The sequence below is a fragment of the Alkalihalophilus pseudofirmus OF4 genome (genome assembly GCF_000005825.2).
GTDB lineage: Bacteria > Bacillota > Bacilli > Bacillales > Bacillaceae_D > Alkalihalophilus > Alkalihalophilus pseudofirmus.
In genome coordinates this window covers 3,332,327-3,358,480 of sequence record NC_013791.2, presented here as the reverse complement: position 1 = coordinate 3,358,480, position 26,154 = coordinate 3,332,327, and the positions used below count along the sequence as shown (strand labels likewise).

General features: G+C 42.5%; 20 protein-coding genes. 19 read left to right on the top strand and 1 reads right to left on the bottom strand.

Translation table 11 applies throughout. The features are described from left to right. Positions 1-24: 24 nt before the first annotated feature. From BPOF4_RS16875 to nasC, 6 genes are all read left to right on the top strand, one after another. Positions 25-390 (top strand): c-type cytochrome, encoded by a 366-nt coding sequence (locus BPOF4_RS16875; protein WP_012960434.1) that lies wholly within the window; start codon positions 25-27, stop codon positions 388-390. A 287-nt stretch (positions 391-677) separates the two neighbouring features. Continuing rightward, on the top strand, positions 678-1,364 hold the full coding sequence (gene ftsE / locus BPOF4_RS16870) for a cell division ATP-binding protein FtsE (protein ID WP_012960433.1): 687 nt from the start codon (positions 678-680) through the stop codon (positions 1,362-1,364). Then, positions 1,354-2,247 carry a permease-like cell division protein FtsX gene (ftsX, locus tag BPOF4_RS16865; RefSeq protein WP_012960432.1) on the top strand — a complete coding sequence of 298 codons (894 nt, stop codon included), beginning with the start codon at positions 1,354-1,356 and terminating at the stop codon, positions 2,245-2,247. Before ftsE ends, ftsX begins: the two co-directional genes overlap by 11 nt. Positions 2,248-2,311: 64 nt before the next feature. After that, entirely contained in the window at positions 2,312-3,667 is a 1,356-nt protein-coding gene (locus tag BPOF4_RS16860; RefSeq protein ID WP_012960431.1) for a murein hydrolase activator EnvC family protein, read from the top strand. A 203-nt stretch (positions 3,668-3,870) separates the two neighbouring features. Beyond that, the gene (gene nirB / locus BPOF4_RS16855) at positions 3,871-6,204 is read left to right on the top strand and encodes a nitrite reductase large subunit NirB (protein WP_012960430.1); all 2,334 of its coding nucleotides are present in this window, start codon (positions 3,871-3,873) and stop codon (positions 6,202-6,204) included. A gap of 69 nt (positions 6,205-6,273) precedes the next feature. After that, positions 6,274-8,412 carry an assimilatory nitrate reductase catalytic subunit NasC gene (gene nasC, locus BPOF4_RS16850; RefSeq protein WP_012960429.1) on the top strand — a complete coding sequence of 713 codons (2,139 nt, stop codon included), beginning with the start codon at positions 6,274-6,276 and terminating at the stop codon, positions 8,410-8,412. A gap of 58 nt (positions 8,413-8,470) precedes the next feature. Here the strand turns inward: nasC and BPOF4_RS16845 are convergent, their stop codons facing one another. Next, positions 8,471-9,991, bottom strand: coding sequence for a NarK family nitrate/nitrite MFS transporter (locus BPOF4_RS16845; protein WP_012960428.1), 1,521 nt, complete (start codon positions 9,989-9,991; stop codon positions 8,471-8,473). 431 nt (positions 9,992-10,422) lie between these two features. Here BPOF4_RS16845 and BPOF4_RS16840 point away from each other — a divergent pair, with 431 nt between their 5' ends. From BPOF4_RS16840 to BPOF4_RS16780, 13 genes are all read left to right on the top strand, one after another. Then, complete coding sequence (locus BPOF4_RS16840) at positions 10,423-11,886, top strand: S41 family peptidase (protein WP_012960427.1); 1,464 nt, start codon at positions 10,423-10,425, stop codon at positions 11,884-11,886. 1,479 nt (positions 11,887-13,365) lie between these two features. Next, complete coding sequence (locus BPOF4_RS16835) at positions 13,366-14,556, top strand: PDZ domain-containing protein (RefSeq protein ID WP_012960426.1); 1,191 nt, start codon at positions 13,366-13,368, stop codon at positions 14,554-14,556. A 35-nt stretch (positions 14,557-14,591) separates the two neighbouring features. Beyond that, positions 14,592-14,816 carry a DUF2198 family protein gene (locus BPOF4_RS16830; RefSeq protein WP_012960424.1) on the top strand — a complete coding sequence of 75 codons (225 nt, stop codon included), beginning with the start codon at positions 14,592-14,594 and terminating at the stop codon, positions 14,814-14,816. Positions 14,817-14,977: 161 nt separating this feature from the next. Further along, positions 14,978-16,954: an excinuclease ABC subunit UvrB gene (gene uvrB / locus BPOF4_RS16825; protein ID WP_012960423.1), complete on the top strand. Its 1,977-nt coding sequence runs from the start codon at positions 14,978-14,980 to the stop codon at positions 16,952-16,954. Between the two features lie 5 nt (positions 16,955-16,959). Continuing rightward, positions 16,960-19,845: an excinuclease ABC subunit UvrA gene (uvrA, locus tag BPOF4_RS16820; RefSeq protein WP_012960422.1), complete on the top strand. Its 2,886-nt coding sequence runs from the start codon at positions 16,960-16,962 to the stop codon at positions 19,843-19,845. A gap of 143 nt (positions 19,846-19,988) precedes the next feature. Beyond that, positions 19,989-21,083, top strand: coding sequence for a DUF4097 family beta strand repeat-containing protein (locus tag BPOF4_RS16815; RefSeq protein ID WP_012960421.1), 1,095 nt, complete (start codon positions 19,989-19,991; stop codon positions 21,081-21,083). Positions 21,084-21,126: 43 nt separating this feature from the next. Further along, positions 21,127-21,324, top strand: a complete 198-nt coding sequence (locus tag BPOF4_RS16810) for a PspC domain-containing protein (RefSeq protein ID WP_012960420.1) — start codon at positions 21,127-21,129, stop codon at positions 21,322-21,324. A gap of 3 nt (positions 21,325-21,327) precedes the next feature. After that, positions 21,328-21,669 carry a phage holin family protein gene (locus BPOF4_RS16805; RefSeq protein ID WP_012960419.1) on the top strand — a complete coding sequence of 114 codons (342 nt, stop codon included), beginning with the start codon at positions 21,328-21,330 and terminating at the stop codon, positions 21,667-21,669. 175 nt (positions 21,670-21,844) lie between these two features. Beyond that, the gene (gene hprK, locus BPOF4_RS16800; protein WP_012960418.1) at positions 21,845-22,783 is read left to right on the top strand and encodes an HPr(Ser) kinase/phosphatase; all 939 of its coding nucleotides are present in this window, start codon (positions 21,845-21,847) and stop codon (positions 22,781-22,783) included. 34 nt (positions 22,784-22,817) lie between these two features. Next, positions 22,818-23,684 carry a prolipoprotein diacylglyceryl transferase gene (lgt, locus tag BPOF4_RS16795; protein WP_012960417.1) on the top strand — a complete coding sequence of 289 codons (867 nt, stop codon included), beginning with the start codon at positions 22,818-22,820 and terminating at the stop codon, positions 23,682-23,684. 27 nt (positions 23,685-23,711) lie between these two features. After that, positions 23,712-24,662: a nucleoside recognition domain-containing protein gene (locus BPOF4_RS16790; RefSeq protein WP_012960416.1), complete on the top strand. Its 951-nt coding sequence runs from the start codon at positions 23,712-23,714 to the stop codon at positions 24,660-24,662. Next, positions 24,652-25,317, top strand: a complete 666-nt coding sequence (gene ppaX / locus BPOF4_RS16785; protein ID WP_012960415.1) for a pyrophosphatase PpaX — start codon at positions 24,652-24,654, stop codon at positions 25,315-25,317. Before BPOF4_RS16790 ends, ppaX begins: the two co-directional genes overlap by 11 nt. Continuing rightward, positions 25,317-25,805, top strand: a complete 489-nt coding sequence (locus BPOF4_RS16780) for an acyltransferase (RefSeq protein ID WP_012960414.1) — start codon at positions 25,317-25,319, stop codon at positions 25,803-25,805. The genes ppaX and BPOF4_RS16780 overlap by 1 nt, the downstream gene beginning before the upstream one ends. Positions 25,806-26,154 lie beyond the last annotated feature (349 nt).

Sequence of the window (26,154 nt, the reverse complement as noted above, 5' to 3'; positions counted from 1 at the left end):
TTTAATAAAAAGGAGGAAACACAGATGAAAAAGTTTTTATTAGCTCTTGGCGCAGTTGTTGCTCTTACAGCATGTGGCGGCGGAGACGAAGCTGCTCCACCGGTTGATGAGGAGTCTCCAGCAGTAGATGAAGCTCCAGCAGATGAGCCTGCAGATGATGCAACAGCTGGTGATTACGATGCAGAATCAGCTCGTGCTACATATGAGCAAAGCTGTATCGCATGTCATGGCGGCGATCTTCAAGGGGCATCAGGTCCAGCTCTAGTAGGAACTGGCCTGTCAGCTGCTGAAATTCAAGACATCATCCAAAACGGACAAGGTTCAATGCCTGCTCAAAATTTAGATGATGACGAAGCTGCTAACCTAGCTGCATGGCTTGAAGCTCAATAAGCCAAAGGATCTACTCTCATATTGAGGGTAGATCTTTTTTTATGCATCCATTTATACCGAATTTTTTTACAATTTAAAGCACGTTTGAAATGAAAATGTAACATAAATGATCATGCACAAGTTTTAATAAATGGTATAATGGGTAAGCGAGCCGACAGGATAGGCTCATATTCTACAAAAAGTACTGACTTTAACGTCGTATTATGTTGCTTATGTAAGCAGCGTTCGTAGGAAATCATGAAGGTTAATAGACACCATGAGAGACTGAACGCAAGGAAGTGAGATACTTGATTGAAATGAAAGACGTTTGGAAGGTGTATCCAAACAATGTTTCTGCAATTAATGGCATTAATATAACAATTGAAAAAGGTGAATTTGTGTATGTCGTTGGGCCCAGCGGTGCTGGTAAATCAACGTTCATTAAAATGATGTACCGAGAAGAACGCCCAACAAGAGGCGATATCCTTATAGATAAGACGAATCTATCTACTTTAAAAGAAAAGCAAATTCCTCATCTGCGCCGTAGAATCGGTGTAGTGTTCCAAGACTTTAAGCTTCTTCCAAGTCTTACAGTCTATGAAAATGTTGCGTTTGCTCTTGAAGTAATTGAAGAGAATCCATCGGTCATTAAACGTAAGGTGATGGATGTTTTAGATATTGTTCGCTTAAAGAGTAAGGCTAGAGCACTCCCTGATGAATTATCAGGTGGGGAACAACAGCGTGTAGCAATTGCCCGTGCAATTGTAAACCAGCCGGATGTGCTTATTGCTGATGAGCCGACAGGAAACCTTGATCCAGATACTGCTTGGGAGATCATGGATATTTTAGAGGACATTAATCATCGCGGGACAACTGTGGTGATGGCTACTCATAATAAGGACATCGTAAACACTTTAAAAAGACGTGTCATAGCGATTGAGAATGGACGAGTTGTGCGTGACCAGGTAAGGGGGGAATACGGTTATGAAATTTAGAACCCTCGGACGCCATGTAAAAGAAGGCACGAAAAATCTCGGTCGAAACGGCTGGATGACGTTTGCATCGATCAGTGCTGTTACCGTCATGTTGTTTGTAGTAGGTGCGTTTTTACTTTTAATATTAAATGCCAATAATTTTGCAAGCAGTGTGGAAGATGATGTTGAGATTAGAGCTTATATTGAATTAACCGCAACTCCTGAACAACAAGAAGAACTAAGAACTCAAATAGAAAACACCCCAAACGTGGAGAGTGTAACCTTCTTAAGTAAGGATGAAGGTCTCGATCAGCTGATAGACAGTTTAAATGAAGCAGGAAGCGCTTTTGAATCGATACGAGAGGAAAACCCGCTTAATGATGCATTCATTGTCAGAGCAGCGAGTCCGCAATTAACAGAATCTATTTCTCAGCAAATAGATGAAATGCCTTATGTAGAGTCAACGAATTATGGACAAGATTTTGTTGAGCGCTTGTTCGCTTTTACAGATCTTGCTAGAACCATTGGCGTCATTCTTATTGTCGGGATGATGTTTACAGCGATGTTCTTAATTGCCAACACGATTAAAATTACGATTATCGCACGTAAACGAGAGATCCAAATTATGAAACTAGTAGGGGCAACAAACGGCTTTATCCGCTGGCCTTTCTTTGTAGAAGGACTGCTGTTAGGTGTAGTCGGTTCCTTAATTCCGATTGTCGTATTAGGTTTTGGTTATTCCTATCTTTACTCTGCGTATGGAGCACAGTTTGAAATGTTATTTTTCTCACTGTTATCGCCATTCCCTTATATATGGCAAATCGCTGCTCTGTTAGTTGGAATCGGAGCGTTTATCGGTGTATGGGGAAGCGTAATGTCAGTTCGTAAGTTTTTAAAAGTCTAAATGAATGTAATAAAAGGTAGCAGCTTCTTGCTGCTGCCTTACATATGAGGAGGAGCAAGGTCGAATGAGGAGAAGAATCGGATTAGTCGCAGCAGCCGCAATACTTACATTCAGTTCGTTTGGATTTTCGCCGAAAATGGATGTAGCCCATGCCAACAGTAAACTTAAACAACAAATCTCTGATGTTCAACGTGAGCAGCAGCAAAACTCAGAAAAAGCAACTCAGACGGAAGCGGAATTAGAGAAAATTGAGGCGGAACTCGAGTCAGTGAATGCTGAAATGCAGGAAATTGATGAGCAGATGTCTGAAACAAACCAAAAGATTCGTGAAAAGCGCGGAGAAATTGAAGAAACACGTGCTCATATTGAAGAACTTCAAGAAGAGATTGCTATTTTAGAAGAGCGTATCGCAGAACGTGATGAACTATTAAAGGATCGTGCTCGTTCAATGTATCAATCTGGCGGATCTATTGACTATTTAGAAGTGATCTTAGGATCAAAAGATTTCGGTGATTTCCTTGATCGTGTCAGTGCGTTAACGGTTATTGCTCAGCAGGACCGTAGTATCCTAGAAGCACATATGGAAGATCACTTAGCTCTTGAAGAAGCGAAAGAGACCGTTGAAAGCGAGCTTTCTAATTTAGAGCAGCAGCTAATCGAGCTTGAAGAGTTAAGTGCTGAACTTGAAGCACAACGTCAAGAAAAAGATCGTCTTCTCGGTCAGCTTGAGCAAAAAGAAGGCGAGCTTCATACCGATCTTGGTAACTTAGATAATGAAAATGAAATTCTAAAGCAGCAAGAAGCGGCATTAGCACAGCAGCTTGCAGAATATGAAGCAGAACAAGAGCGTAAACGCAAAGAAGAAGAAAAGCGTAAAGCAGAAGAAGCTGCAGCAGCGGCTGCGAGCCAGCAATCGACTTCAAGAAGTTCTGGATCAAACTCAAACTCTAGTTCAAATTCGAGTGCAAGCAGTAACACGCAGCATAGTGCACCTGCAGTAACGAACTCAGGGTTTATGCGTCCGGCAACAGGAACGATTACATCAACATACGGACCACGTGCAACATTTGGCGGCCGTATGCACCACGGAATTGATATTGGTAAGAATGGACGTACTGGTGACGTTCCAATTGTTGCAGTAGCAGATGGACAAGTTGTTCAGTCTTACTACTCTTCAAGTTACGGAAATACCGTATTAATTTCTCATATGGTAAATGGCCAGCAAATCACGACATTATATGCTCACCTAGAAAATCGTGAAGTGAGTAATGGAGACCGTGTAACAAAAGGACAGCGCCTTGGTATGATGGGTAATACAGGCCGTTCGTTTGGACCGCACTTACACTTTGAAGTACACGAAGGCGGCTGGAATGGCGCGAAATCTAACTCAGTCGATCCTTTAAAATATATTCCACGTTAATTCGTACGTAAAACATGTCAAACACAACTTGTATTCTTACAAGTTGTGTTTTTTTGTGTTTGGTAAAAAAGAATATGTTAGTTGATCTGACATGATTAAAGATTTTACACTTACTGGTTAGTTAAAATAGAAATGATATGTATTGGTACAAATCGTGCAGACAGTTTTTTAGATAAAAGTTATTAAAAACAGGAGGGGACTATATGGGGAAGCAACGATTAGTGGTCATTGGAAATGGGATGGCAGGAGTCCATTGTCTAGAAGAGATTTTCAAGCTTCAGCCTGATCGATTTGATGTTACCATATTCGGAAGCGAGCCACATTTCAATTATAACCGCATCCTGTTATCTTCCGTTTTACAAGGCTCAGCGAAGATAAGGGATATTACTCTAAATGATCGAAACTGGTATGAGAAGAATCGTATTCAATTGTATACAAGTGAGACCGTTACAGAGATTGATCATCAGCAAAAGTGTATCCGTACGAATCAAAATAAAGAAGTTCAGTATGATAAAGTGATCATTGCAACTGGATCTACCCCTTTTATCTTGCCAGTCCCAGGGGCAGAAAAAGAGGGAGTCCATACTTTTCGAACAATAGAGGATTGTACTCAGATGATGGAGAGTGCAAAGCGGTATAAAAAAGCTGTAGTCATAGGCGGCGGAGTGTTAGGGCTGGAAGCGGCAAGAGGCCTGTTGGGCTTAGGAATGGCGGTAGATGTGGTTCATCTTTCTAACTCATTGATGGATAAGCAGCTGGATTCTACCGCATCGAAAATGCTGCGGCATGAGCTTGAGCAACAAGGAATGAATTTTTTGCTTGAAAAAGAGACGGCTGAGATCATGGGTGAACGGCGGGTAGAAGGTATTCGTTTTAAAGACGGAACTAAAGCAGCTGCAGATGTAGTGGTCATGGCAGCTGGTGTCAGACCTAATATTCAGCTTGCAATAAAGGCCGGGATTGAAACAAGAAGAGCTATAAAAGTGAATGATTATCTTCAAACTAGTGCGCCTGATATATACGCAGTGGGTGAATGTGCAGAACACCGAAATAAGGTATATGGACTTGTTAAACCATTGTATGAGCAAGGAAAAGAGCTAGCAAAACATATATGTGAAGTGGATTCACATGGTTATCAAGGCTCTACTTTATCAACGAAATTAAAAATATCTGGAGTGGAAGTGTTCTCAGCAGGAAACTGGGGAGAGGATGATACAACCAAAACGATGATTCATTATGACGAAGATGAATCTATTTATAAGAAAATTGTTTTAAGAGATGACAGGGTTAAAGGAGCCATAATGTTTGGAGATGCCACTGCCTCCAATCGATTAATTGATTACATTTATAAGAAGAAAGCAATAACGGCTAAGGAAAAGAAGCTTTTAATGCAAGAAGGTTCACCAGAGAATTCAGAGATATCTACTATGGAAAGTGCTGCTATTGTTTGTAACTGTAATGGAGTGTCAAAAGGAGAAATAATTGAAGTTGCTCAAAAGCAGGCATTAACAACCATTGAGGAAGTAAAAAAATGTACAAAGGCTTCTGGTGCATGCGGCGGATGTAAGTCCTTGGTGGGCGATTTGTTGACGTACATGCAAAGTGCTGAGTTTAAAGAAGTGAAGGAAGAACGTTCATTATGTTCTTGTACGTCATTAACAGATGAGGAAGTAGTGACAAATATGCAGACGCTGCAGCTTGTGTCTTTTGAAGAAGTCACTTCTCGATTGGGCTGGTCAAATAAAGAAGGATGTTCACTGTGTGCTGCGGCCATCGATTATTACATTAAAATGCTAAACCCAAGCCATAAACAAGCAGAAGCATCATTCGAACTTTTTGATCATCCCTATGCGGTGAGGCAACATGATGGATCTTACATCGTTTCTCCTCATATGTATGGAGGATTTACAGATGCAAAACAACTAAGAAAGCTTGCAGACTTAATGGAAAAATATCGTATACGACAAGCTTTCATAACAGAAGAGCAAAGACTTTCGTTATTAGGTGTTAGTGAAGAGGCCCTGTGTGCAATAGATAATGAAACCGACCTTTCGTTAATGAGGAAAGATGCAAATATAGTTCAGGTTATGAATGAATGTATGGGAGACGAAAATTGTCTGTGCGACAAGCAGGAGGTGTTTAAGCTAGGTGAAAAAATGGATCAGATGATCACTCACATAAACACTCCTCATCGTATAAAAGTCAGGGTGTCAGGTTGTATTCATACTAAAAAAAGAATTGAGTTGGGGGATATAGGGGTTGTTCATTCTAATCTTGGTTGGGAAATTTATGTAGGTGGAATGCAAAAAGATATGAAGGCTGTCCAGCTGTTATATGTAGCGAACTCTGATCATGAATTACTAGAAATCTTTATAAGCCTTATTGAATACTATCGCCAAACCGCGAGATATAGTGAACAGCTTTTTGAGTGGCTGGAACGAATGAACCTTTTACATGTACGAGAGATTCTGTTAGATAATGAATTACGAGATGAATTGAACGAAAATTCAGAACTCGAAACAGGTGTACGTGTGTAGGGAAAGAAGTATCGGTTAAAGTGCGGACTTAATATTGACTATACTACTTTTTGAAGGAATGATTGGTAGATGACTGAACTGTTATTACGTTATTTTAGAAAAAAACAAAAAGAGGTCCAAACTGAAAAAATATATGATACTCAATGTCCTTTCTGCAGTATGCAATGTAAAATGCAGCTGATTGAGCAATCTACCGTTACGCGAAAAAAATATCAAACAATTGCTAAAGATAATCCAACTTCACAAGGACGTCTCTGTATCAAAGGGTTACATGCACACCAACATGCCCTGCATAAAGATCGAATAAGAAATCCGCTATTAAATGTAGATGGGGAATTTCAGGAAATCTCATGGGAACATGCTATTGCTCTGATTAAAGAGAAGTTCACAGGCATTCAATCATCTTATGGAAAAAATGCACTTTCTGTTTATGGCAGTGCAACCATTACGAATGAAGAAGCCTATTTGCTTGGCAAATTTGCCCGTGTTGCCCTTCAAACTAAATATATCGATTATAATGGTCGTCTCTGTATGTCATCAGCAGCCTCAGCGGCCGTTCAGACTTTTGGAATGGATCGGGGTTTTACAAATAGCATAAGGGATATTGAAGGTACCAGGTGCATCATATTAGCTGGAACGAATATTGCTGAATGTCAGCCAACGATGATGCCATACTTTGAAAGAGCAAAAGAGAAGGGCTGCTTTATCATAGCAATTGACCCAAGAGAGACGATGACAACTAAACTAGCAGATATCCATTTGAAGGTGAAACCTGGGATGGATGCAGCGTTAGCGAATGGAATATTAAAGGTCATTATTGAAAAAGGACTAATAGACCACTCTTTTATAGAACAAAGGGTAGCTGGTTTTGATGAAGTGAAAAGTCATGTAGCTTCTCTTGACCTAGAAGAGATTGCTAGGTTAACCGGGGTAGAAAGCAAATTAATTGAGCAAGCTGCGACTGTGTTTGGAAAAGAAGAAACAGGCATGATTTTTACCGCAAGGGGAGTCGAGCAGCAGACAGATGGGTCGATCTCAGTAAGGAATTTCTTGAATATTCTTTTAGCTACTGGAAAGGTGGGGAAAGCTTATTCAGGATTTGGAGCTGTTACAGGTCAGGGAAATGGTCAAGGGGCTAGAGAACACGGGCAAAAAGCAGATCAGCTGCCAGGCTACCGGTCCATTGAAAATCAAGAGCATCGTGAGTATGTGGCAAACCTATGGGGAGTGAAGGAAAAGGATTTACCTCGCAAGGGGGTTTCCGCTTTTGAGATGTTTGAAAAAATGAATGAAGGCGAAATAAAGGGTTTGTTTCTTATGTGTTCAAACCCAATAGTATCTAATCCTAGCTCGGCTTTTGTGAAACAAGCTATAGAGAAGTTAGACTTTTTCGTAGCCGTAGATATGTTTATTTCGGAAACGGCCAGCCTAGCCGATTTGATTTTACCTGCAACTTCTTATTTAGAAACCTCAGGGACCATGACAAATGTTGAAGGAAGAGTGACTTTAAGAGAGGCGAGCTTCCCATTAAAGGCAAATGCAAAGCATGACTGGCAAATTATTTGCGAAGTTGCTCAAGCACTTGGATATGGCGATTATTTTTCTTATCATACCTCCGAAGAAATCTTTGAAGAATTAAGGAAAGTCAGCAAAGGTGGATTAGCTGATTACTCTGGAATTACGTATGATCGCCTAAGAAAAGAAAACGGAATATTATGGCCTTGTACCGATGAATTACATCCTGGCACAGAACGTTTATTTGAAGAACGTTTTGCTCATTCGGACGGGAAAGCAAAAATGATCCCGGTGCCTAACAAAGCAGAAGTTAAAAAGGAAACACCCTCAGAGGATTTTCCTTTGTATTTAACTACAGGAAGAGTCATGTCTCACTATCTAACAGGTGTACAAACGCGCAAAAGTTCTAGTCTTGCTGCAAGGGAATTTGAGTCTTTTATGGAGATCCATCCGGAAACAGCGAGAGAATATAAAATTAACGATCAGGCTTTAGTTGAAATTGAGTCAGAACGAGGCAGCATTATAGTCAGGAGCAGGTTGAGTGCTTCCATTCGTAAAGACACACTATTTGTGCCGTTTCATTGGGAAGAAACTCAAAATGTAAATCAATTAATCTCAAAAAAACTAGATCCTACTTGCAGAATGCCAGGCTTTAAAGTTAGTGCCGTGAGAATACGTTCGGTTACAAACTAAAACAATCAATACTAGTAAAAACCGCTCTCAGATTTGCTTTGAGAGCGGTTTTTAATGACTATAAGGCTTTTCTTTTAAGTCCTTCTTCATTGATGGTTTGAGAAACTTCCTCTTCCTCTGATTTTAATTCATCTGAGGAAAGATAATATTCCTCGCTAAATGAATTTTTAGGCTCTTCCAGTGTAAAGAAGCAAATAATAAAGCTGCCTAATGCCCCTGTGGCAAGGATAAAAAAGAACTGTTGAGGCGTTACAAAAGTGTAAAGAGTTAAATAAATAGTCGCTCCAACATTCCCGTAAGCTCCAGCCATTCCTGCAATTTGACCTGTTACTCTCTTTTTAATCATAGGAATCACGGCAAAAGTAGCCCCTTCGGCACCTTGGATAAACATGGACGTTAAGACGGTAATGGCGACAGCAAATATAAGCGGCCAGCTAGAATCCATAAATCCCATTCCGAAAAGACCGAGGGTAATTCCGAACATGTAGATAAGCATCACTTTTCTTCTGCTGCCCATCCGATCAGATAGTATTCCGCCTAGAGGTCTGGCTAACAAGTTCACAAAGGCGAATGAGGCGGCAATAAGACCAGCTTGAGAGGCAGAGAGAGAGAATGTTAATTGAAAAAACATTGGAAGCATGGAAACAATGGCTAATTCAGCTCCAAAATTAGCAAAGTAAGTACTGTTTAGAGCACCGACATTTTTGAATTTATAGCGATCATCCTCAGGTACTCCTTTTTTTAGGATAGGTATGTTCACTTTTAAAATCATGAAAATTTGATAGATAAGGGTGATACCAATGACTGCATATACAAGATAGAGAGCCGTATTTGAGATGAAACCGAGGTTTGCAAGTCTCCATGCACTAAGGGCTAGTGCTCCCCCGAGTGGTAACGTCCAGAAGATTAATTGTGCTAGATCTCCCCAGCTGCTCACTTCTAGTGCCCCGCTTCTCTTGGGTCTAATAAACTCTTTTCCATCTGGAGTATCTTTAACATTAAAATAATAGATGAACCCATAAACAAAACATACTACTCCAGTGAAAGCTAGTGCATATCTCCATCCCTCATCTCCACCTAATAGAGTAAGAGCGAACCAAGGAAGAAGCATAGCAGCTACTGCGGACCCGAAATTTCCCCAACCGCCATAAATTCCTTCTGCAAAACCAATGCTTTTTGGAGGGAACCATTCAGCAACCATTCTAATCCCGATTACAAAACTAGCGCCAATACTTCCAAGTACTAAACGGGCAATCATTAATTGTGCCCAACTATCTCCAAAAGCAAATACGATAGCGGGGAAGGACATGATAATCAGTAATGCTGAATAGACCTTTCTAGGACCGTATTTATCTAACAACGTACCAATAATTACACGGGCTGGTATGGTTAGGGCAACATTACAAATACCTAGAGCTGCAATATGCTGAGGGGTTAACCAGTCCATAGTTTCAAGCATTGTTGTTGCAAGAGGCGCCATATTATACCAAGTGAAAAAGGAAATAAAGAAAGCGAACCATGTAAAATGCAATACCTTGATTCTTTCATTTTTGAATTTGAAAAGCTCAGTTACAGTCATTTAACTAGTCCTCCTAATAGTAGGTATGTCGCTAAGTATTTTTATACAGGAATTAGGAGTAATTGTCAGAATATTCGGCAGGAAATGTCACATTCTTTTTATCTGCAAAGAGATTCACAATCCTTCTCTTTGACAATCTTTCATACTATAAACACTTATCCTCTTTTGACTTGCGAAAGGTCCTTGTTTAAAATGGAAGTATTAGATAGATGCGACATAAACCGTACAAGCTACACATAAGATGAAGGTAAGATAGGGCATTGCACATGCGCGTGTAATGCCTTTTATTGCACATGAAAGAGTGTTCGGGGAAATTAATACACGCATACCGCTCAACATATGTGTTTTTTCTTGAAATGTTTTTGCAAGATCGTAACAAACAAGATAATCAATCGGCCCTTGTGGTTTGAGATCAAGTGGGAGTGGTGAGGATGAATAGCAAGAAATTGCTTCTCATACTAGTCGCTGTAGTGGCGATCGGCTTAGGAAGTATCTTTTTATTTACAGGCTCATTTGCATTAGAAGGAAATGAGAGGGCGTCAACAACTGATTCAGATAACCAGCCTGCAGAAGAGGTTCAGCTAGAGGATATTGAGTCACTTGAGAAGATTGCGAAGACACTCGCAATTATTCAAGAGCAATATGTAGAAGATGTGAGTGAAGAAGAGTTAATTCAAGGGGCCATTGAAGGAATGCTTGATACGTTAGATGATCCTTATTCCGTGTATATGGATCAAGAAACGGCTAATCAATTTGTGGAGTCGCTTGGCTCAAGCTTTGAAGGAATCGGAGCTGAAGTAAGCATGACAGATGGCACGGTCACGATTGTGGCACCGTTCCGTGAGTCCCCTGCAGAACAAGCAGGTCTTCAGCCGAACGATAAGATTATTGAAATTGACGGCGAGTCAACAGACGGTTTATCCCTTTATGAAGCAGTGTTAAAGATCCGCGGGGAAAAGGGAACGACCGTAACACTTACCGTTGAACGTGCTGGAGCAAACGAATTACTAACGATTCCAGTAGTACGAGATGACATTCCAATTGAAACGGTAAGAGTCAGCACGATTGAGCGTGACGGAAAAACGATCGGAATGCTCGACATTACTTCGTTCTCTGTTGATACAGCTGAACGTTTTGAAGAAGGCTTGGCGGAACTAGAAGCACAAGGTATTGATGGACTATTAATTGATGTTCGCGGAAATCCGGGCGGCTACTTAGATAGCGTGGAAAAAATCGGTAAGCTGATTATTCCTGGCGGCGAACCAATTGTACAAATCCAAGATCGTGCCGGAGAGCGTGTTCGTTACGTATCTTCATTAGATGAGAGAAAGCCTTATCCGATTGTTGGCTTAACAGACCGTTCAAGCGCTTCTGCGTCTGAGATTTTATCGGCTGCTTTAATTGAAGCAGGTGATTATGATGTGGTCGGTGAGACAACATTTGGAAAAGGAACGGTACAGCAAACGATTCAGCTCGGTGATGGAAGTGAATTAAAGCTTTCCTTATTCAAATGGTTGACATCAGCTGGGAATGATATTAATGGCAAAGGGGTCGACCCTACTGTGGAAGTGAAGCAGCCAGATTACTTCTATTCTGCACCGCTCACAGGTGATGAGACGTTAACGCTCGATATGATGAATGAGCAGATCCGTAGTGCGCAGACGATGCTTAAAGGACTTGGTCATGAGCCTGGCCGCACAGATGGGTATTATGATGAACAAACGGAGCAAGCGGTTCGTGCGTTTCAAAAAGCCCAAGGATTGAGTGAGACAGGCGATATTGACGAAGAAACAGCTGGCGCATTGCAGCAGATAATCGTTGATGAAGTCCGCGATGAGTCTAATGACAAGCAGCTGCAAACAGCGATTGAGTTAATTATGAAACAAGTGAATTAATGACGAAGAGACGGGGATGAAACGAAGTCTCTAACCGGGCCCTTATCGCGAGCTTTTCTTATTGAAAAGTTTGGATAAGGGCCTTTTGTATGTAATAAACATGGGTAATAGCGGACTCGCCGCTCCTGAAATATGCTTCGCTTTCCGTGGGGAGCTAGTGAGCTTCCTCGGGCTTTAGCCCTGTGGGATCTCAGCCCTGCTCTAGGCACCGCAGGAGTCTTCGCATATTTCATCCGCTGGGTTAATGCTTAATGTAATTATTATGTGGAGTGATTTAGTTATCTTAAAAAAAATACCTTAAATAAGATGCCTCAAACAAGGGTTATAGAATAGTTGTCGCTCCTGAAATATGCTTCGCTTTTCGCGGTGAGCTGCTGAGCTTCCTCAGGCTTATGCCCTGTGGGATCTCAGCCCTGCTCTAGGCACCGCAGAAGTCTACGCATATTTCATCCGCTGGGTTAATGCTTAATGTAATTATTATGTGGAGTGATTTAGTTATCTTTAAAAAAATACCTTAAATAAGATGCCTCAAACAAGGGTTATAGAATAGTTGTCGCTCCTGAAATATGCTTCGCTTTTCGCGGTGAGCTGCTGAGCTTCCTCGGGCTTATGCCCTGTGGGATCTCAGCCCTGCTCTAGGCACCGCAGAAGTCTTCGCATATTTCATCCGCTGGTTATTGCTTTTAGTAATTAGGATGTAGAGCGATTTTGTTAAGCTCAGTTCACATTATAAACCGCCCTTCGTTTACTAAATCACTGAGCAACGAACAAGTTCGATGAGGGAGCACTATACAACCTTCTCGCTTCGTTGATTGGAGCGGAAGGCACCGACTCCAGCGGGATGCGCGTGACCAGGGAGATCCCACAGGAGCTAAAGCGACGAGGAAGCTCCCGGGCCGCCCGCGGAAAGCGTGTGCCTGCAGCGGAGATCAACAATTATTGCAGGGAGAACTCTTTAGTAGCCTGAGATGCGTGGCCGTGGTGATCCCGTATGAGTGAAGCTATGGCTATGCTCCCGGGCCGCCCGCGGAAAGCGTGTGCCTGCAGCGGAGATCAACAATTATTGCAGGGAGAACTCTTTAGTAGCCTGAGATGCGTGGCCATGGTGATCCCGTATGAGTGAAGCTATGGCTATGCTCCCGGGCCGCCCGCGGAAAGCGTGTGCCTGCAGCGGAGATCAACAATTATTGCAGGGAGAACTCTTTAGTAGCCTGAGATGCGTGGCCATGGTGATCCCGTATGAGTGAAGCTATGGCTATGCTCCCGGTCAGCCCGTGGAAAGCGTGTGCCTGCAGCGGTAATCAACAACTATTGTAAGTAGGATACTAAGTTAGTGCATGTTATTTTTAGTTAATTTTTCTTAACCACCCTCTCCTTTGTAGGAAATTATCAAAAATCACAATTTCTCATAGATCCTTTATCTCTTTTCCCCTTATATAATGTAGAATAGAGAGAAAGAGTTCTGGAGGCGTTAGATGTATGATGATCGACATTCTGAAAAGCTTGGGACTTACGATTGGCTCATTTTTCGCCAACCCCATCTTGTACATAGGATTATTTGTGATTTTTTTAATTGCGCATCGCCGCGTTCAAAGAGAACGGGTAGCGTTTCATACGCGTGTGACAGATAAGATTGCTGATTTTGTCATTCCATTCTTGCCTGCGTTATTGATTGGGCTCATTATTTCAGCCGCAACGCTTGGAATTGGAATTGTGATCACGATGGAAGTGGTTTTTGTCATGATCGCGGCTTCGATTGTGATGGTGTTAACTACCTCTGTCAGATGGATGTCACCTTCTTATATTATGGGTCTGTCCCTTTTAGCTGTGGCGTTTGCACCTGTATTTACTAAGGTTAGTATGCTGCAAAATATCGCTGCTTTTCTGAGCGGCTTCCCGCTGCATTATATAGCCGTTATTCTTGCTTTATTAGTGATGGGTGAAGGGATCCTTATTTATCGCAATGGAGATGTGTATACATCACCAGGTGTTGAACGAAGTAAGCGTGGTAAATGGGTAGGATTTCAAGAGGCTAAGAGATTATGGATTGTTCCTGTCTTCTTCTTCGTACCCACAGGAATCATACCTGGCTTTGAGTATTGGCCGGTATTCTCTTTAGGTGAGACAAGCTTTCAGCCGATCCTGTTTCCTGTACTAGTAGGGTTTGGACAGCGTGTTCGTTCAAGCTTGCCAAAAGAGCCTATAAAGATGATGGGTATGCGAGTAGCCGGGCTTGGGGTGTTTCTAGGTATTCTTGCTGCAGTAAGCTATTGGTATCCATTTGTCGCGGTGCTCGCAGCTTCACTAGCAATCATTTTACGAGAAGTGTTATGGATGCTTGCCAAGGCTCGTGATGAGGCAGGCCCTGCATTTTACGGATCAAGGGATAAGGGCTGTGTGATTTTAGGCGTGATTCCGAATAGTCCAGCTACGAAAATGAAACTGCAAGTAGGAGAGACAATAGTTAAAGTGAATGGTCAAACCGTCCATGATGAGAACAGTTTCTATGAGGCGCTCCAGCTTAATGCTGCTGCCTTCTGTAAATTAGATGTGCTTGACCATTCCGGGGAAGTTCGATTTACCCAAGGGGCCCTTTATGACGGAGAACATCATCAGCTAGGTGTATTATTAGTAAAGCAAGACTATCAATTGCAAGATTCGGTGGTTTAAGCTTGAGATAAAGTAAAGGAGAAATCGTATAGAGCATGTCAGAAATATTATTAGCACTGTTCGCCCCGTTCTTGCTAATGGTCATCACCACAAGAGTAACCTTTAGTTTGGTCGGAGCAAGTATTGTCACATGGATGGTCATTCTGTCTGTCATCAGTGTGTATGATAAACCTTGGTGGCTTTTGCTGCTTGCCATCCCATCATTTGCAGCAGGCGTCCTTATCGCTAAAAAAGTATTAACCAAACGTCCAGGTATGTAGCGGAGAGTCGAGAAATCGGCTCTCTTTCTTTATGTTAATACGAAGTAGTTTCAAATTTAAGGAAAAAACATGGGGACGTACGTTCTTATTATTTGCTTTTAACCTAGCTGGTTGTGATATACTATTGCTAAGAGATCATAGGTTCGTGAGGAGGTTTTTTGGTGGATCAGACATTTGAACTTAACTCGCCTTATCAACCAGATGGCGATCAGCCTGCTGCGATTAAAGAGATTGTAGCAGGGATAAAAGAAGGAAAAAAGCATCAGACTTTGCTTGGTGCAACAGGTACAGGTAAGACATTTACGATATCTAATGTTATACAAGAAGTAAACAAGCCCACATTAATTATCGCCCATAATAAAACTCTTGCAGGCCAGCTTTATAGTGAGTTTAAAGAGTTCTTCCCAAACAATGCTGTAGAGTATTTTGTCAGCTACTATGATTATTACCAGCCAGAAGCTTACGTCCCTAGTTCTGATACGTATATTGAAAAAGATGCAAGTATAAATGAAGAAATAGATAAACTTAGACACTCGGCTACAAGTGCGCTTTTTGAAAGGAAAGATGTCATCATTATTGCCAGTGTCTCTTGTATTTACGGCTTAGGTTCGCCTGAGGAGTACCGCGACTTAGTCGTGTCTCTTAGAACTGGAATGGAAATGGACCGTAATGCTTTATTGCGTAATTTAGTAGACATTCAATATGACCGAAATGATGTCAATTTCACGCGTGGTACGTTCCGAGTTCGCGGCGATGTCGTAGAAATTTTCCCGGCATCTCGTGATGAACAATGTATTCGTGTGGAGTTTTTTGGTGATGAAATTGACCGGATGACAGAAGTAGATGCGCTGACAGGTGAAATTAAAGGCGAGCGAAATCATGTAGCCATTTTCCCAGCATCCCACTTCGTTACCCGTGAAGCAAAGCTTAAAAAAGCGATTGCTAATATCGAAGTAGAACTTGAAGAACAGCTGAAGAAAATGCATGAGGAAGGGAAGCTTCTAGAAGCGCAGCGTCTTGAACAGAGAACGCGCTATGATTTAGAGATGATGGCTGAAATGGGCTTTTGTTCAGGCATCGAGAACTATTCACGACACTTAACGTTGCGCGAAGCGGGAGCTACCCCTTATACACTGCTTGACTTCTTCCCTGAAGACTTTTTACTGATTGTCGATGAGTCACATGTTACACTTCCGCAAGTTCGGGGAATGTATAACGGAGACAGAGCTAGAAAAGAAGTGCTCGTGAATCACGGATTCCGTCTGCCTTCAGCGCTGGATAACCGGCCTTTAAAATTCGATGAGTTTGAAAAGAAGATTTCACAAAGCGTATACGTTTCAGCGACACCAGGGCCGTATGAGCTTGAACACACGCCGAAAATGGTCGAGCAGATTATCCGTCCAACAGGGTTACTCGACCCAACCATTGACGTGCGCCCGATCGAAGGCCAGATTGACGATATGATCGGCGAAATTAATGCAAGAGTCGAGAAAAATGAACGAGTGCTTGTCACGACACTGACGAAGAAAATGTCTGAGGATTTAACGGATTACTTAAAAGAGATCGGCATTAAAGTACGTTATCTCCACTCAGAGATAAAGACGCTTGAACGAATCGAAATTATTCGTCAGCTGCGGATGGGAACGTTTGATGTGTTAGTCGGCATTAACTTGCTGCGTGAAGGGCTTGATATTCCTGAGGTGTCTCTTGTTGCGATACTCGATGCTGATAAGGAAGGGTTCTTGCGTGCAGAACGTTCGTTAATTCAAACGATAGGACGTGCTGCTCGTAACTCTAATGGTCATGTCATTATGTATGCAGATAAGATGACGAAATCGATGCAGATCGCCATTGATGAAACGGCAAGACGCCGCAGCATTCAAGAAGAATATAACGAAAAACATGGCATCACCCCTAAGACGATTCAAAAGAAAATTCCAGAGGTGATCCAGGCAACGATTGTATCGGATGAAGACGGCGAGGCAACAGCCGCACCGAAGACGAAGTTAAGCAAGAAAGACAAAGAAGCAATGATCGAACGAATGGAAAAAGAAATGAAGGATGCTGCCCGCGAATTAAATTTCGAGCGTGCGGCAGAGCTTCGTGATTTATTATTAGAGCTAAAAGCGGAAGGGTGAACAGGATGGCATTAGAAGAAATCGTCGTAAAAGGAGCTCGCTCACATAACTTAAAAAATATTGATGTGACGATTCCTCGCGACAAGCTTGTCGTATTAACAGGCTTATCAGGCTCAGGTAAATCTTCGCTTGCCTTTGATACGATTTATGCAGAAGGGCAAAGAAGATATGTTGAATCCCTTTCTGCCTATGCTCGTCAATTTTTAGGACAGATGGATAAGCCTGATGTGGATGCAATTGAAGGCCTTTCACCAGCTATCTCAATTGATCAGAAAACAACAAGCCGCAATCCAAGATCTACTGTCGGTACGGTAACAGAAATCCATGATTATCTGCGGCTTTTATATGCACGTATCGGAAAACCAGTTTGTCCGAAGCATGGGATTGAAATCTCCTCGCAGACGATTCAGCAAATGGTGGACCGCCTGATTGAATATCCTGAGCGGACGAAAATGCAAATTTTAGCACCGCTCGTTTCAGGGCGGAAAGGAACACATGTGAAGGTGCTTGAAGACATTAAGAAACAAGGCTTTGTCCGTGTGCGTGTGGACGGCGAAATGCGTGAAGCAGCAGAGGAAATTGAGCTGGAAAAGAATAAAAAGCACAGCATTGAAGTCGTTATTGACCGAATTGTAATCAAAGAGGGCATTCATACTCGTTTAGCTGACTCACTTGAAACTGCACTGCAATTAGCAGACGGACGTGTCCTTGTTGATGTAATTGGTGAAGAAGAGCTGCTCTTCAGCCAGCATCATGCATGCCCTGAGTGCGGCTTTTCGATCTCAGAGCTTGAACCGCGGATGTTCTCGTTTAACAGTCCATACGGCGCGTGTCCAACATGTGATGGACTTGGTTCAAAGCTTGAATTGGACTTAGAGCTTGTGGTCCCTGACAAATCAAAAACACTTCGTGAGCATGCAATCGCAGCGTGGGAGCCGACGAGTTCACAGTATTATCCACAGCTCCTAGCTGCAGCTGCAGATCACTACGGAATTGATCTTGATCAGCCGGTGGAACAGATACCTGAAGCTTTATTTGATAAAGTGCTCCATGGAAGCGGACGAGAGAAGATCTTCTTCCGTTATGAAAATGAATTCGGACAAGTGAGAGAAAATGAGATTGTTTTTGAAGGGGTAGCGAACAATATTTCACGCCGCTATCATGAGACAAGCTCTGATTATATTCGTGATCAAATGGAAACGTATATGACGCATAAGCATTGTCCTAGCTGTAAGGGCTACCGTTTAAAGAAGGAAGCTCTAGCTGTAAAGATTAATGGAACACATATTGGTGAGGTTTCCTCTCTTTCAGTAAAAGAAGCAAAAGAGTTTTTTGAAAACCTAGAACTGAGTGAGAAGGATTATGCAATTGCTCGCCTTATTCTAAAAGAAATTAATGACCGTATCGGCTTTTTGATCAATGTTGGGCTCGACTACTTATCTCTATCGCGTGCAGCGGGTACCTTATCAGGCGGTGAGGCGCAGCGTATCCGCCTGGCGACTCAAATTGGGTCCTCGTTAATGGGCGTTCTCTACATTCTTGACGAACCGTCCATTGGCCTTCATCAACGGGATAATGACCGCTTAATTCAAACGCTTGAACATATGCGGAATCTTGGGAACACATTGATTGTGGTTGAACATGACGAGGATACGATGATGGCAGCTGACTATATTATTGATATTGGTCCAGGTGCGGGCGTTCACGGTGGACAGATTACGGCACAAGGGACGCCAGAAGAGATTATGAAAGATAAAGAATCACTTACAGGCCAGTATTTATCCGGCAAAAAGTTTATTCCGCTGCCAACAGAACGCAGAAATTCAGACGGTCGTTCATTTACTGTGAAAAAAGCAAGCGAAAATAACTTGAAAAACGTTTCAGTTACGTTCCCGCTTGGTTTATTTATGGCCGTAACAGGCGTTTCGGGCTCAGGAAAAAGTACCCTTATTAACGAGATTGTGTATAAATCATTGGCTCAAAAGCTTCATCGTGCGAAGGACAAGCCAGGGAAACATAAAGAAATTGCTGGTATCGATGAGATCGACAAGGTTATTGATATTGACCAGTCGCCGATCGGCCGTACACCTCGTTCAAATCCTGCAACGTATACGGGAGTGTTTGATGATATCCGCGATGTGTTTGCGATGACAAACGAGGCAAAAGTGCGCGGATATAAGAAAGGCCGCTTCAGCTTTAATGTAAAAGGCGGCCGCTGTGAGGCTTGCCGCGGGGATGGGATTATTAAAATTGAGATGCATTTCCTGCCTGATGTATATGTGCCTTGTGAAGTGTGCGAAGGGAAACGTTATAACCGTGAAACACTTGAAATTAAGTACAAAGGAAAGACCATTTCTGATGTGCTTGAAATGACAGTGGAAGAGAGTGTAGACTTCTTCGCTAACATCCCGAAAATTAAACGCAAGGTGCAGACCTTGGTCGATGTTGGGCTCGGCTACATTAAACTTGGCCAGCCAGCAACGACTTTATCAGGGGGGGAAGCGCAGCGTGTGAAACTTGCTTCTCAGCTTCACCGTCGTGCGACAGGCAGAACGTTATATATTTTAGATGAACCAACCACTGGTCTTCATGTTGATGATATTGACCGTTTATTAAAAGTGTTGCAGCGACTTGTCGATAATGGGGATACAGTCCTTGTTATTGAACATAATTTAGATGTGATCAAAACGGTGGACCATATTATTGATCTTGGACCTGAAGGCGGGGACAAAGGCGGGCAGATTGTCGCTGAAGGGACACCAGAGCAAGTGGCTGAAACAAAAGCTTCTTATACCGGCCGCTATTTAAAACCGATACTTGAACGTGATCGTAAACGGATGGAAGATCAAATGAATGATCAAATGAAAGAAAAAGAGTTACAAAAAAGCTAAAAGATTTGAAACATGATTGCAGGTTCATCCGTAATACAATAGAAGATGACAACAGAAAAGGTGCGTGCTTTTAGTGCGTACCTTTTCTACTAAGTATTATAGAAAATCTGACATGAGCTACATTAATTAAGGAGGCTTTAACGATGGAAGAGCGGAAAATGATTTTGAAGATGATCGAGGATGGTAAAATTACAGCTGAAGAGGGCATTAAGCTTTTAGAAGCGATGGATACGAAGGCGGAACCTGAACCAAGGCGTGCTGAGCCAGCTTCTCTATCAACAGATGTGAATTGGGATGAGGGAGAAGAGTATAAGAAACGCAACCGTCAATCCACTTCTGCTGAAAATCGATTTGCAAGCTTCATTGACACGGCACTCCAGAAAATTAAAGACTTTGATCTAGACTTTAACTTTGGTTCTTCTGTTGTGGTGGACCACATTTTCCAACATCGTGACCTAGCTCCTGCTAATGTGGATATTTCACTTGAAAACGGGTCGATTACCTTTGTTCCTTGGGAAGAGCCGGATGTTCGAATTGAATGTCAGGCGCGTGTATATCGCGTGAAAGACTCAGAAGAGGCACGCCGTGTGTTCTTGCAGGAAGCGACTTTCCGCGTGAACGAGCAAAAAGTATTATTCCATACCAAAGTAAAATCAATAAAAGTGCAAGCGACTGTTTATGTTCCTAAAACGACATTTGAACACCTTAAGCTCTATACGTTTAACGGTCAAATAAAAGGGGAACAGATTCATGTCGATACATTTGATGTAAATACGTTAAACGGAGCGATATCTTTTAAATCCATCAAAGCGAAAAAGATCATGGCAGAAACAGTAAATGGTGCTATTGAACTCGAGCATCAAGAGTCTGATCTTGTTGATGTGAAAACGGTCAATGGAAGCATCACGTTATCTGGAAAAGCTCAGGATGTGGATGCGGAGACAGTTAACGGTGGCATCACATACAAACTAGATGCCTTGAATGAGTCCGGATATGCGGACCTTAAAGCGACGACCGGCAGTATTCATTTATATGTGCCGGAGGATATCCGCGTCGAAGGTAAGCTGAAAACGAATGTGGGCGGCTTTACAGTGGACTTAGCCAACCATGAAATTCTAGATGAGAAGAAAGAATTTGCCCAAAAAAGCACAAGCTTTGTAGGGAACCAGCAGTCCTCGCCACGCGTGAAGGTGAATGCTGTGACCTATACAGGCTCTATTTTGGTAAAAGACCGCTAAGTTAAATACACGTGAAGCCGTCCAGAAAATGAGGTGATATGAGATGAAAAAATTAGTCAGAACACAATATGATCGCAAATTAGCTGGTGTATGTGGAGGACTTGCGAAATACTTTGGCATTGATTCAACGATTGTACGAATTATCTTTATCGTACTTTTCTTCTTGTCAGTCGGTTTTCCGCTTCTCCTTGCTTACTTTATCGCCATCTTCCTAATCCCTAATGAAGAGGATGTGCGTTAATCAATGAGATGGATCATAGGTCTTGTTATAAATGCTGTCATTTTATTACTCATTGCATATGTCTTTGACGGCTTTGAGCTTTCTGGTTTTTTGGCTGCCATTGTTGCCAGTGTGCTGCTTTCGATTGTGAACGCAATTGTTAAACCAATCTTGGTCGTATTAACGCTGCCGATCACGATTTTAACATTAGGGTTATTTTTGTTTGTGGTTAGTGCGTTAACACTAATGCTGACAGCGGCCCTTATGGGTGATGCGTTTGTGATTAATGGATTTGGCATGGCGCTGCTTGCTTCTATTCTAATCGCTTTAATCCAAACATTTGTCGTTAAGCCGCTCCGTAATTAATTGACAAAAAGGTCTGGCCTCTAAAGGTCCGGCCTTTTTCTAGTGAAAGAAATGAGCAGTGCTTCTCATGTTCGTCTTGCTCCTTAAAACATGATAAAATGGAAAATAGGTTTTAAAACTGGATTAGAGATTTTAAATCGGCATAAATGTGGGAAAGTGACGAGGTGGGAATAGCATGGCTAAAGTAACAGCAAATGATTTACTAGAACAATTTCAATTAGAGTTATTAGCGGGTGAGGAAGGAATCTACCGTCCGATTACAACGAGTGATATATCGCGTCCTGGTATGGAAATGGCAGGCTTTTTCACGTATTACCCGGCAAAACGTCTGCAGCTGTTAGGTAGAACGGAGCTCACGTTCTTTGAGCAGCTGACAAAAGAAGTTCAACAAGAGCGGATGCTTAAATTATGTACATATGATACACCGGGAATTATTATTTCACGTGGGAACGAGGCTCCTCGTGCGCTACTCGAAGCGGCTGAGCAAAACGGCGTTCCTGTTATGCGCTCGAAGCAGACAACAACACGTTTGAGCAGTAAATTGACAAACTATCTTGAAAGTAAGCTCTCACCAATGACAGCTGTACACGGTGTGTTGGTGGACATTTATGGCATTGGTGTGCTGATTACAGGAAACAGCGGTGTGGGTAAAAGTGAAACCGCTCTAGACTTAGTTCGCCGTGGACACAGATTAGTAGCGGATGATTCAGTAGAAATTCGCCAGGAAAATGAAGATACGCTCGTCGGCCGTTCTCCTGAATTGATTCAGCACTTATTAGAAATTCGCGGACTAGGCATTATTAACGTAATGACGTTATTCGGTGCCGGGGCGGTTCGTCCGTATAAACGAATTGTGTTATGTATTCATCTTGAGCTCTGGGATCAAAAGAAAGCCTATGATCGCTTAGGGCTTGAAGAAGAGACGATGAAAATCATGGACTCAGAAATTCAAAAGTTGACCGTGCCTGTACGTCCAGGTCGTAACCTTGCTGTTATTATTGAAGTTGCAGCGATGAACTTCCGTTTAAAACGCCTTGGCTTTAACGCAGCGGAAGAATTTTCTGAGCGTTTAACGGATGTAATAGAAGAAGGAGACCGTGACGAATTCAACTAAATGACTAAAACAAGAGATAGAGAGGATGATTTAAATGGAAGAATCGATTGAACCGCTTAGTCGGATCTTTTTAGATATAGGTCCATTTACGATTTATTGGTATGGCGTCATTATTGGGCTTGGGGTATTTCTTGGCTACATCTTAGCTTCAAGAGAATCCGTTCGCTTAGGAATGCCGAAGGAAACTTTCGCTGACCTCTTGCTGTTTGCGATTCCAATTTCAATAATTTCAGCTCGTATATACTATGTGACCTTTAGGTGGGAACAGTTTGCTGACGATCCAATTCGTGTTTTCTACATATGGGAAGGTGGAATTGCGATTCACGGAGCTCTTATTGGAGGGGTCTTAACGGCCTATGTGTTCACAAAAAGACATAATCTTTCCTTTTGGCAGCTCGTTGACGTAGCCGCACCAAGTATTTTATTAGGACAGGCGATTGGCCGCTGGGGTAATTTTATGAACCAAGAAGTATACGGCGGACCTGTGACGCGTGAGTTTCTTGAAGGGCTTATGCTGCCTGAATTCATTATTAATCAAATGTATATTAACGGCACCTACTATCACCCGACCTTTCTTTACGAATCGATCTGGAATCTGCTCGGGGTAGCCTTGTTGCTGTACTTACGTAGAGTGAACTTGAAACAAGGGGAAATTTTCTTTACGTATGTGATCTGGTATTCAGTAGGACGTTTCTTTATCGAGATCATTCGCTTAGATTATTTACTCATTTTCGGCGTGCTTAAAACAGCGCAGGTCATTTCAATCGTATTAGTAATTGGTGCCGTTATTCTATGGGTGTACCGCAGAAAACAGCCTGATACGAAAAGATATTTAGATCCTGCACTGCCAGTAACTAAAGCAAAAGCTTCTTCTAAAAAGACAAAGAAAAAGAAGAAGTAAATAAGGAGTTAGAGGGGGAGAGAGCACATGCTGAAAAGAGGTTTCTTAGTCGGTCTCAAAACGACGTGGACACTTGGGAAAATCATTTTTCCGATCACGTTAATTGTGACGATCCTAGGCTATACACCGCTGCTGGGATGGATGGCTGATTGGCTTGCACCGTTAATGAGATTTATTGGACTTCCTGGGGAAGCAGCGATTCCGCTCGTTCTTGGAAATGTGTTAAATCTGTACGCAGGGATTGGAGCCATTTTGACGCTTGATTTTACAGTGAAAGAAGTGTTTATCCTCGCTGTTATGCTCTCTTTCTCTCACAATCTTTTTGTAGAGTCGGCAGTTGCGACCAAAGTCGGCATCAGAATGAGCGTCGTCTTAGCAGTCCGCGTCGGGCTTGCGTTATTTTCCGCTTTTATGATCAATCTTTTTTGGAGCGGAGGAGGCGAGCAGGCACAGTATGGGTTTGTCTCCACAACTCCAAGTGCTGACCCGACGACATGGCTAGGAATTGCTTGGTCAGGTGTGGAAAGTGCGACACTTGGTATCCTGCAGCTTGCTATGATCGTCATTCCGTTAATGATTTTTGTGCAAATTGCAAAAGAAATGAATTGGCTGCAAGTGATGTCACGCTGGATGGCGCCTTTTACGCGGCTGCTTGGCATTCGTGAAAATACATCCACTACACTCGCTTCGGGTTTAGCATTCGGCTTGGCCTACGGGGCCGGGGTGATGATTCAAGCGGTGAAAGAAGACAATGTCTCGAAGAAAGATTTGTACTTAGTTTTTATTTTTCTCGTGGCTTGTCATGCGGTAGTTGAAGACACATTGATCTTTATTCCTCTTGGCATCCCTATTTGGCCGCTGTTAATTATCCGTCTTGTTACGGCAATTGTTCTCACGATGGCGGTGGCCTTCATCTGGAACCGGCTTGAAAAAGATCAACAGGTAAATCGAAAGGAAGCGACGACCTATGAACATTAATACGAACACTGAAACAGGTATCAAAACACTATTATTTGATCTGGATGGAACATTAATTAATACCAATGATTTAATTATTGCTTCATTTCTGCACACTCTTGAGCAATTTAAGCCTGGAGAGTACACCCGTGAACAGGTAATCAATTTTATCGGCCCGCCGTTAATTGACAGCTTCAGAAAAGTGGACCCTGAGCGTTATGAGGAAATGATTGACGTGTATCGTACGCATAACCATTCCTTCCACGATGAGCTAGTCAAAGAATACGAAGGTGTTTATGAGACCATTAAGGAACTTCACGAAAAAGGCTATAACCTAGCGATCGTGACAACAAAAATCCGCAAAACGGCCTTGATGGGGCTGAAGCTGATGAAGCTCGATCAATTTTTCGATGTTGTCATTGGTCTTGATGATGTTGAAAATGCGAAACCGCACACAGAGCCGCTTGAAAAAGCATTGAATGCCCTTGGTGTCACAAAAGAAGGCGCGATGATGATTGGCGATAGTCCTCATGACATTCATGCCGGCAAAAATATGGGGATCCCAACAGCTGCGGTCAGCTGGTCAATCAAAGGGGAAGAAGCGATGCGCGCCTTAGATCCGGACTTCATTTTAGCAGAAATGAGTGATCTGCTAGATATCGTGGAGGCGAGATAGTGAGTCGAAAAACTGAGAGCTATCCGGTGAAAACCGCAAATTCCTTATGGCATATTTACCGCACAGTTCCGTTTTTTAAAGTTGTTAAAAATTTTATTGTAATCCAAATTGCCCGCTACACTCCTTTTCTAAAGGTGAAAAATTGGCTGTACCGCATGTTTCTCAGAATGAAAGTCGGACCTGAGACGGCGGTCGCCTTGATGGTGATGATGGATGTTATGTTCCCAGAACGTATCTCGATTGGGCGCAATACGATTATCGGCTATAATACGACGATCCTTGCCCATGAATATTTGATTAAAGAGTACCGGCTTGGAGATGTCGTGATCGGCGATGAAGTGATGATCGGTGCGAATACGACAATTCTTCCAGGTGTAACGATTGGTGACGGGGCTGTCATCTCAGCTGGAACACTTGTCCACCGTGATGTACCAGCCGGCGCATTTGTCGGCGGCAACCCGATGCAAATAATAAAAGAACGAGTCTAGAACCGCTTCAGCACAAATAATGTGCTGGAGCGGTTTTTCTGTGCTGGAGGATTTATAGGAGAAAAAGTCGAATACTAAGTAGAATGGGAAGGTTATTGGTTTGTGCGGAGCAAGGGGATTGCGTCGGTTGGAGACGTAATCGCGTCTGTTCAAATGGTAATAGTGTCGCTTGCTCAAGTAATTGCGCCGCTTCAAGGCCTTATTGCGCCGATTGGATGTAATTACGCGGGTTGGATGGGTTATTGCGTTGGTCTCAGACGTTATTGCGTTGGTCTCAGACGTTATAGTATTCGTTCGAGCTATAATTGCGTCAATCGGCCTCACTGTCCCGCTGAAGCCCCATCTTCTA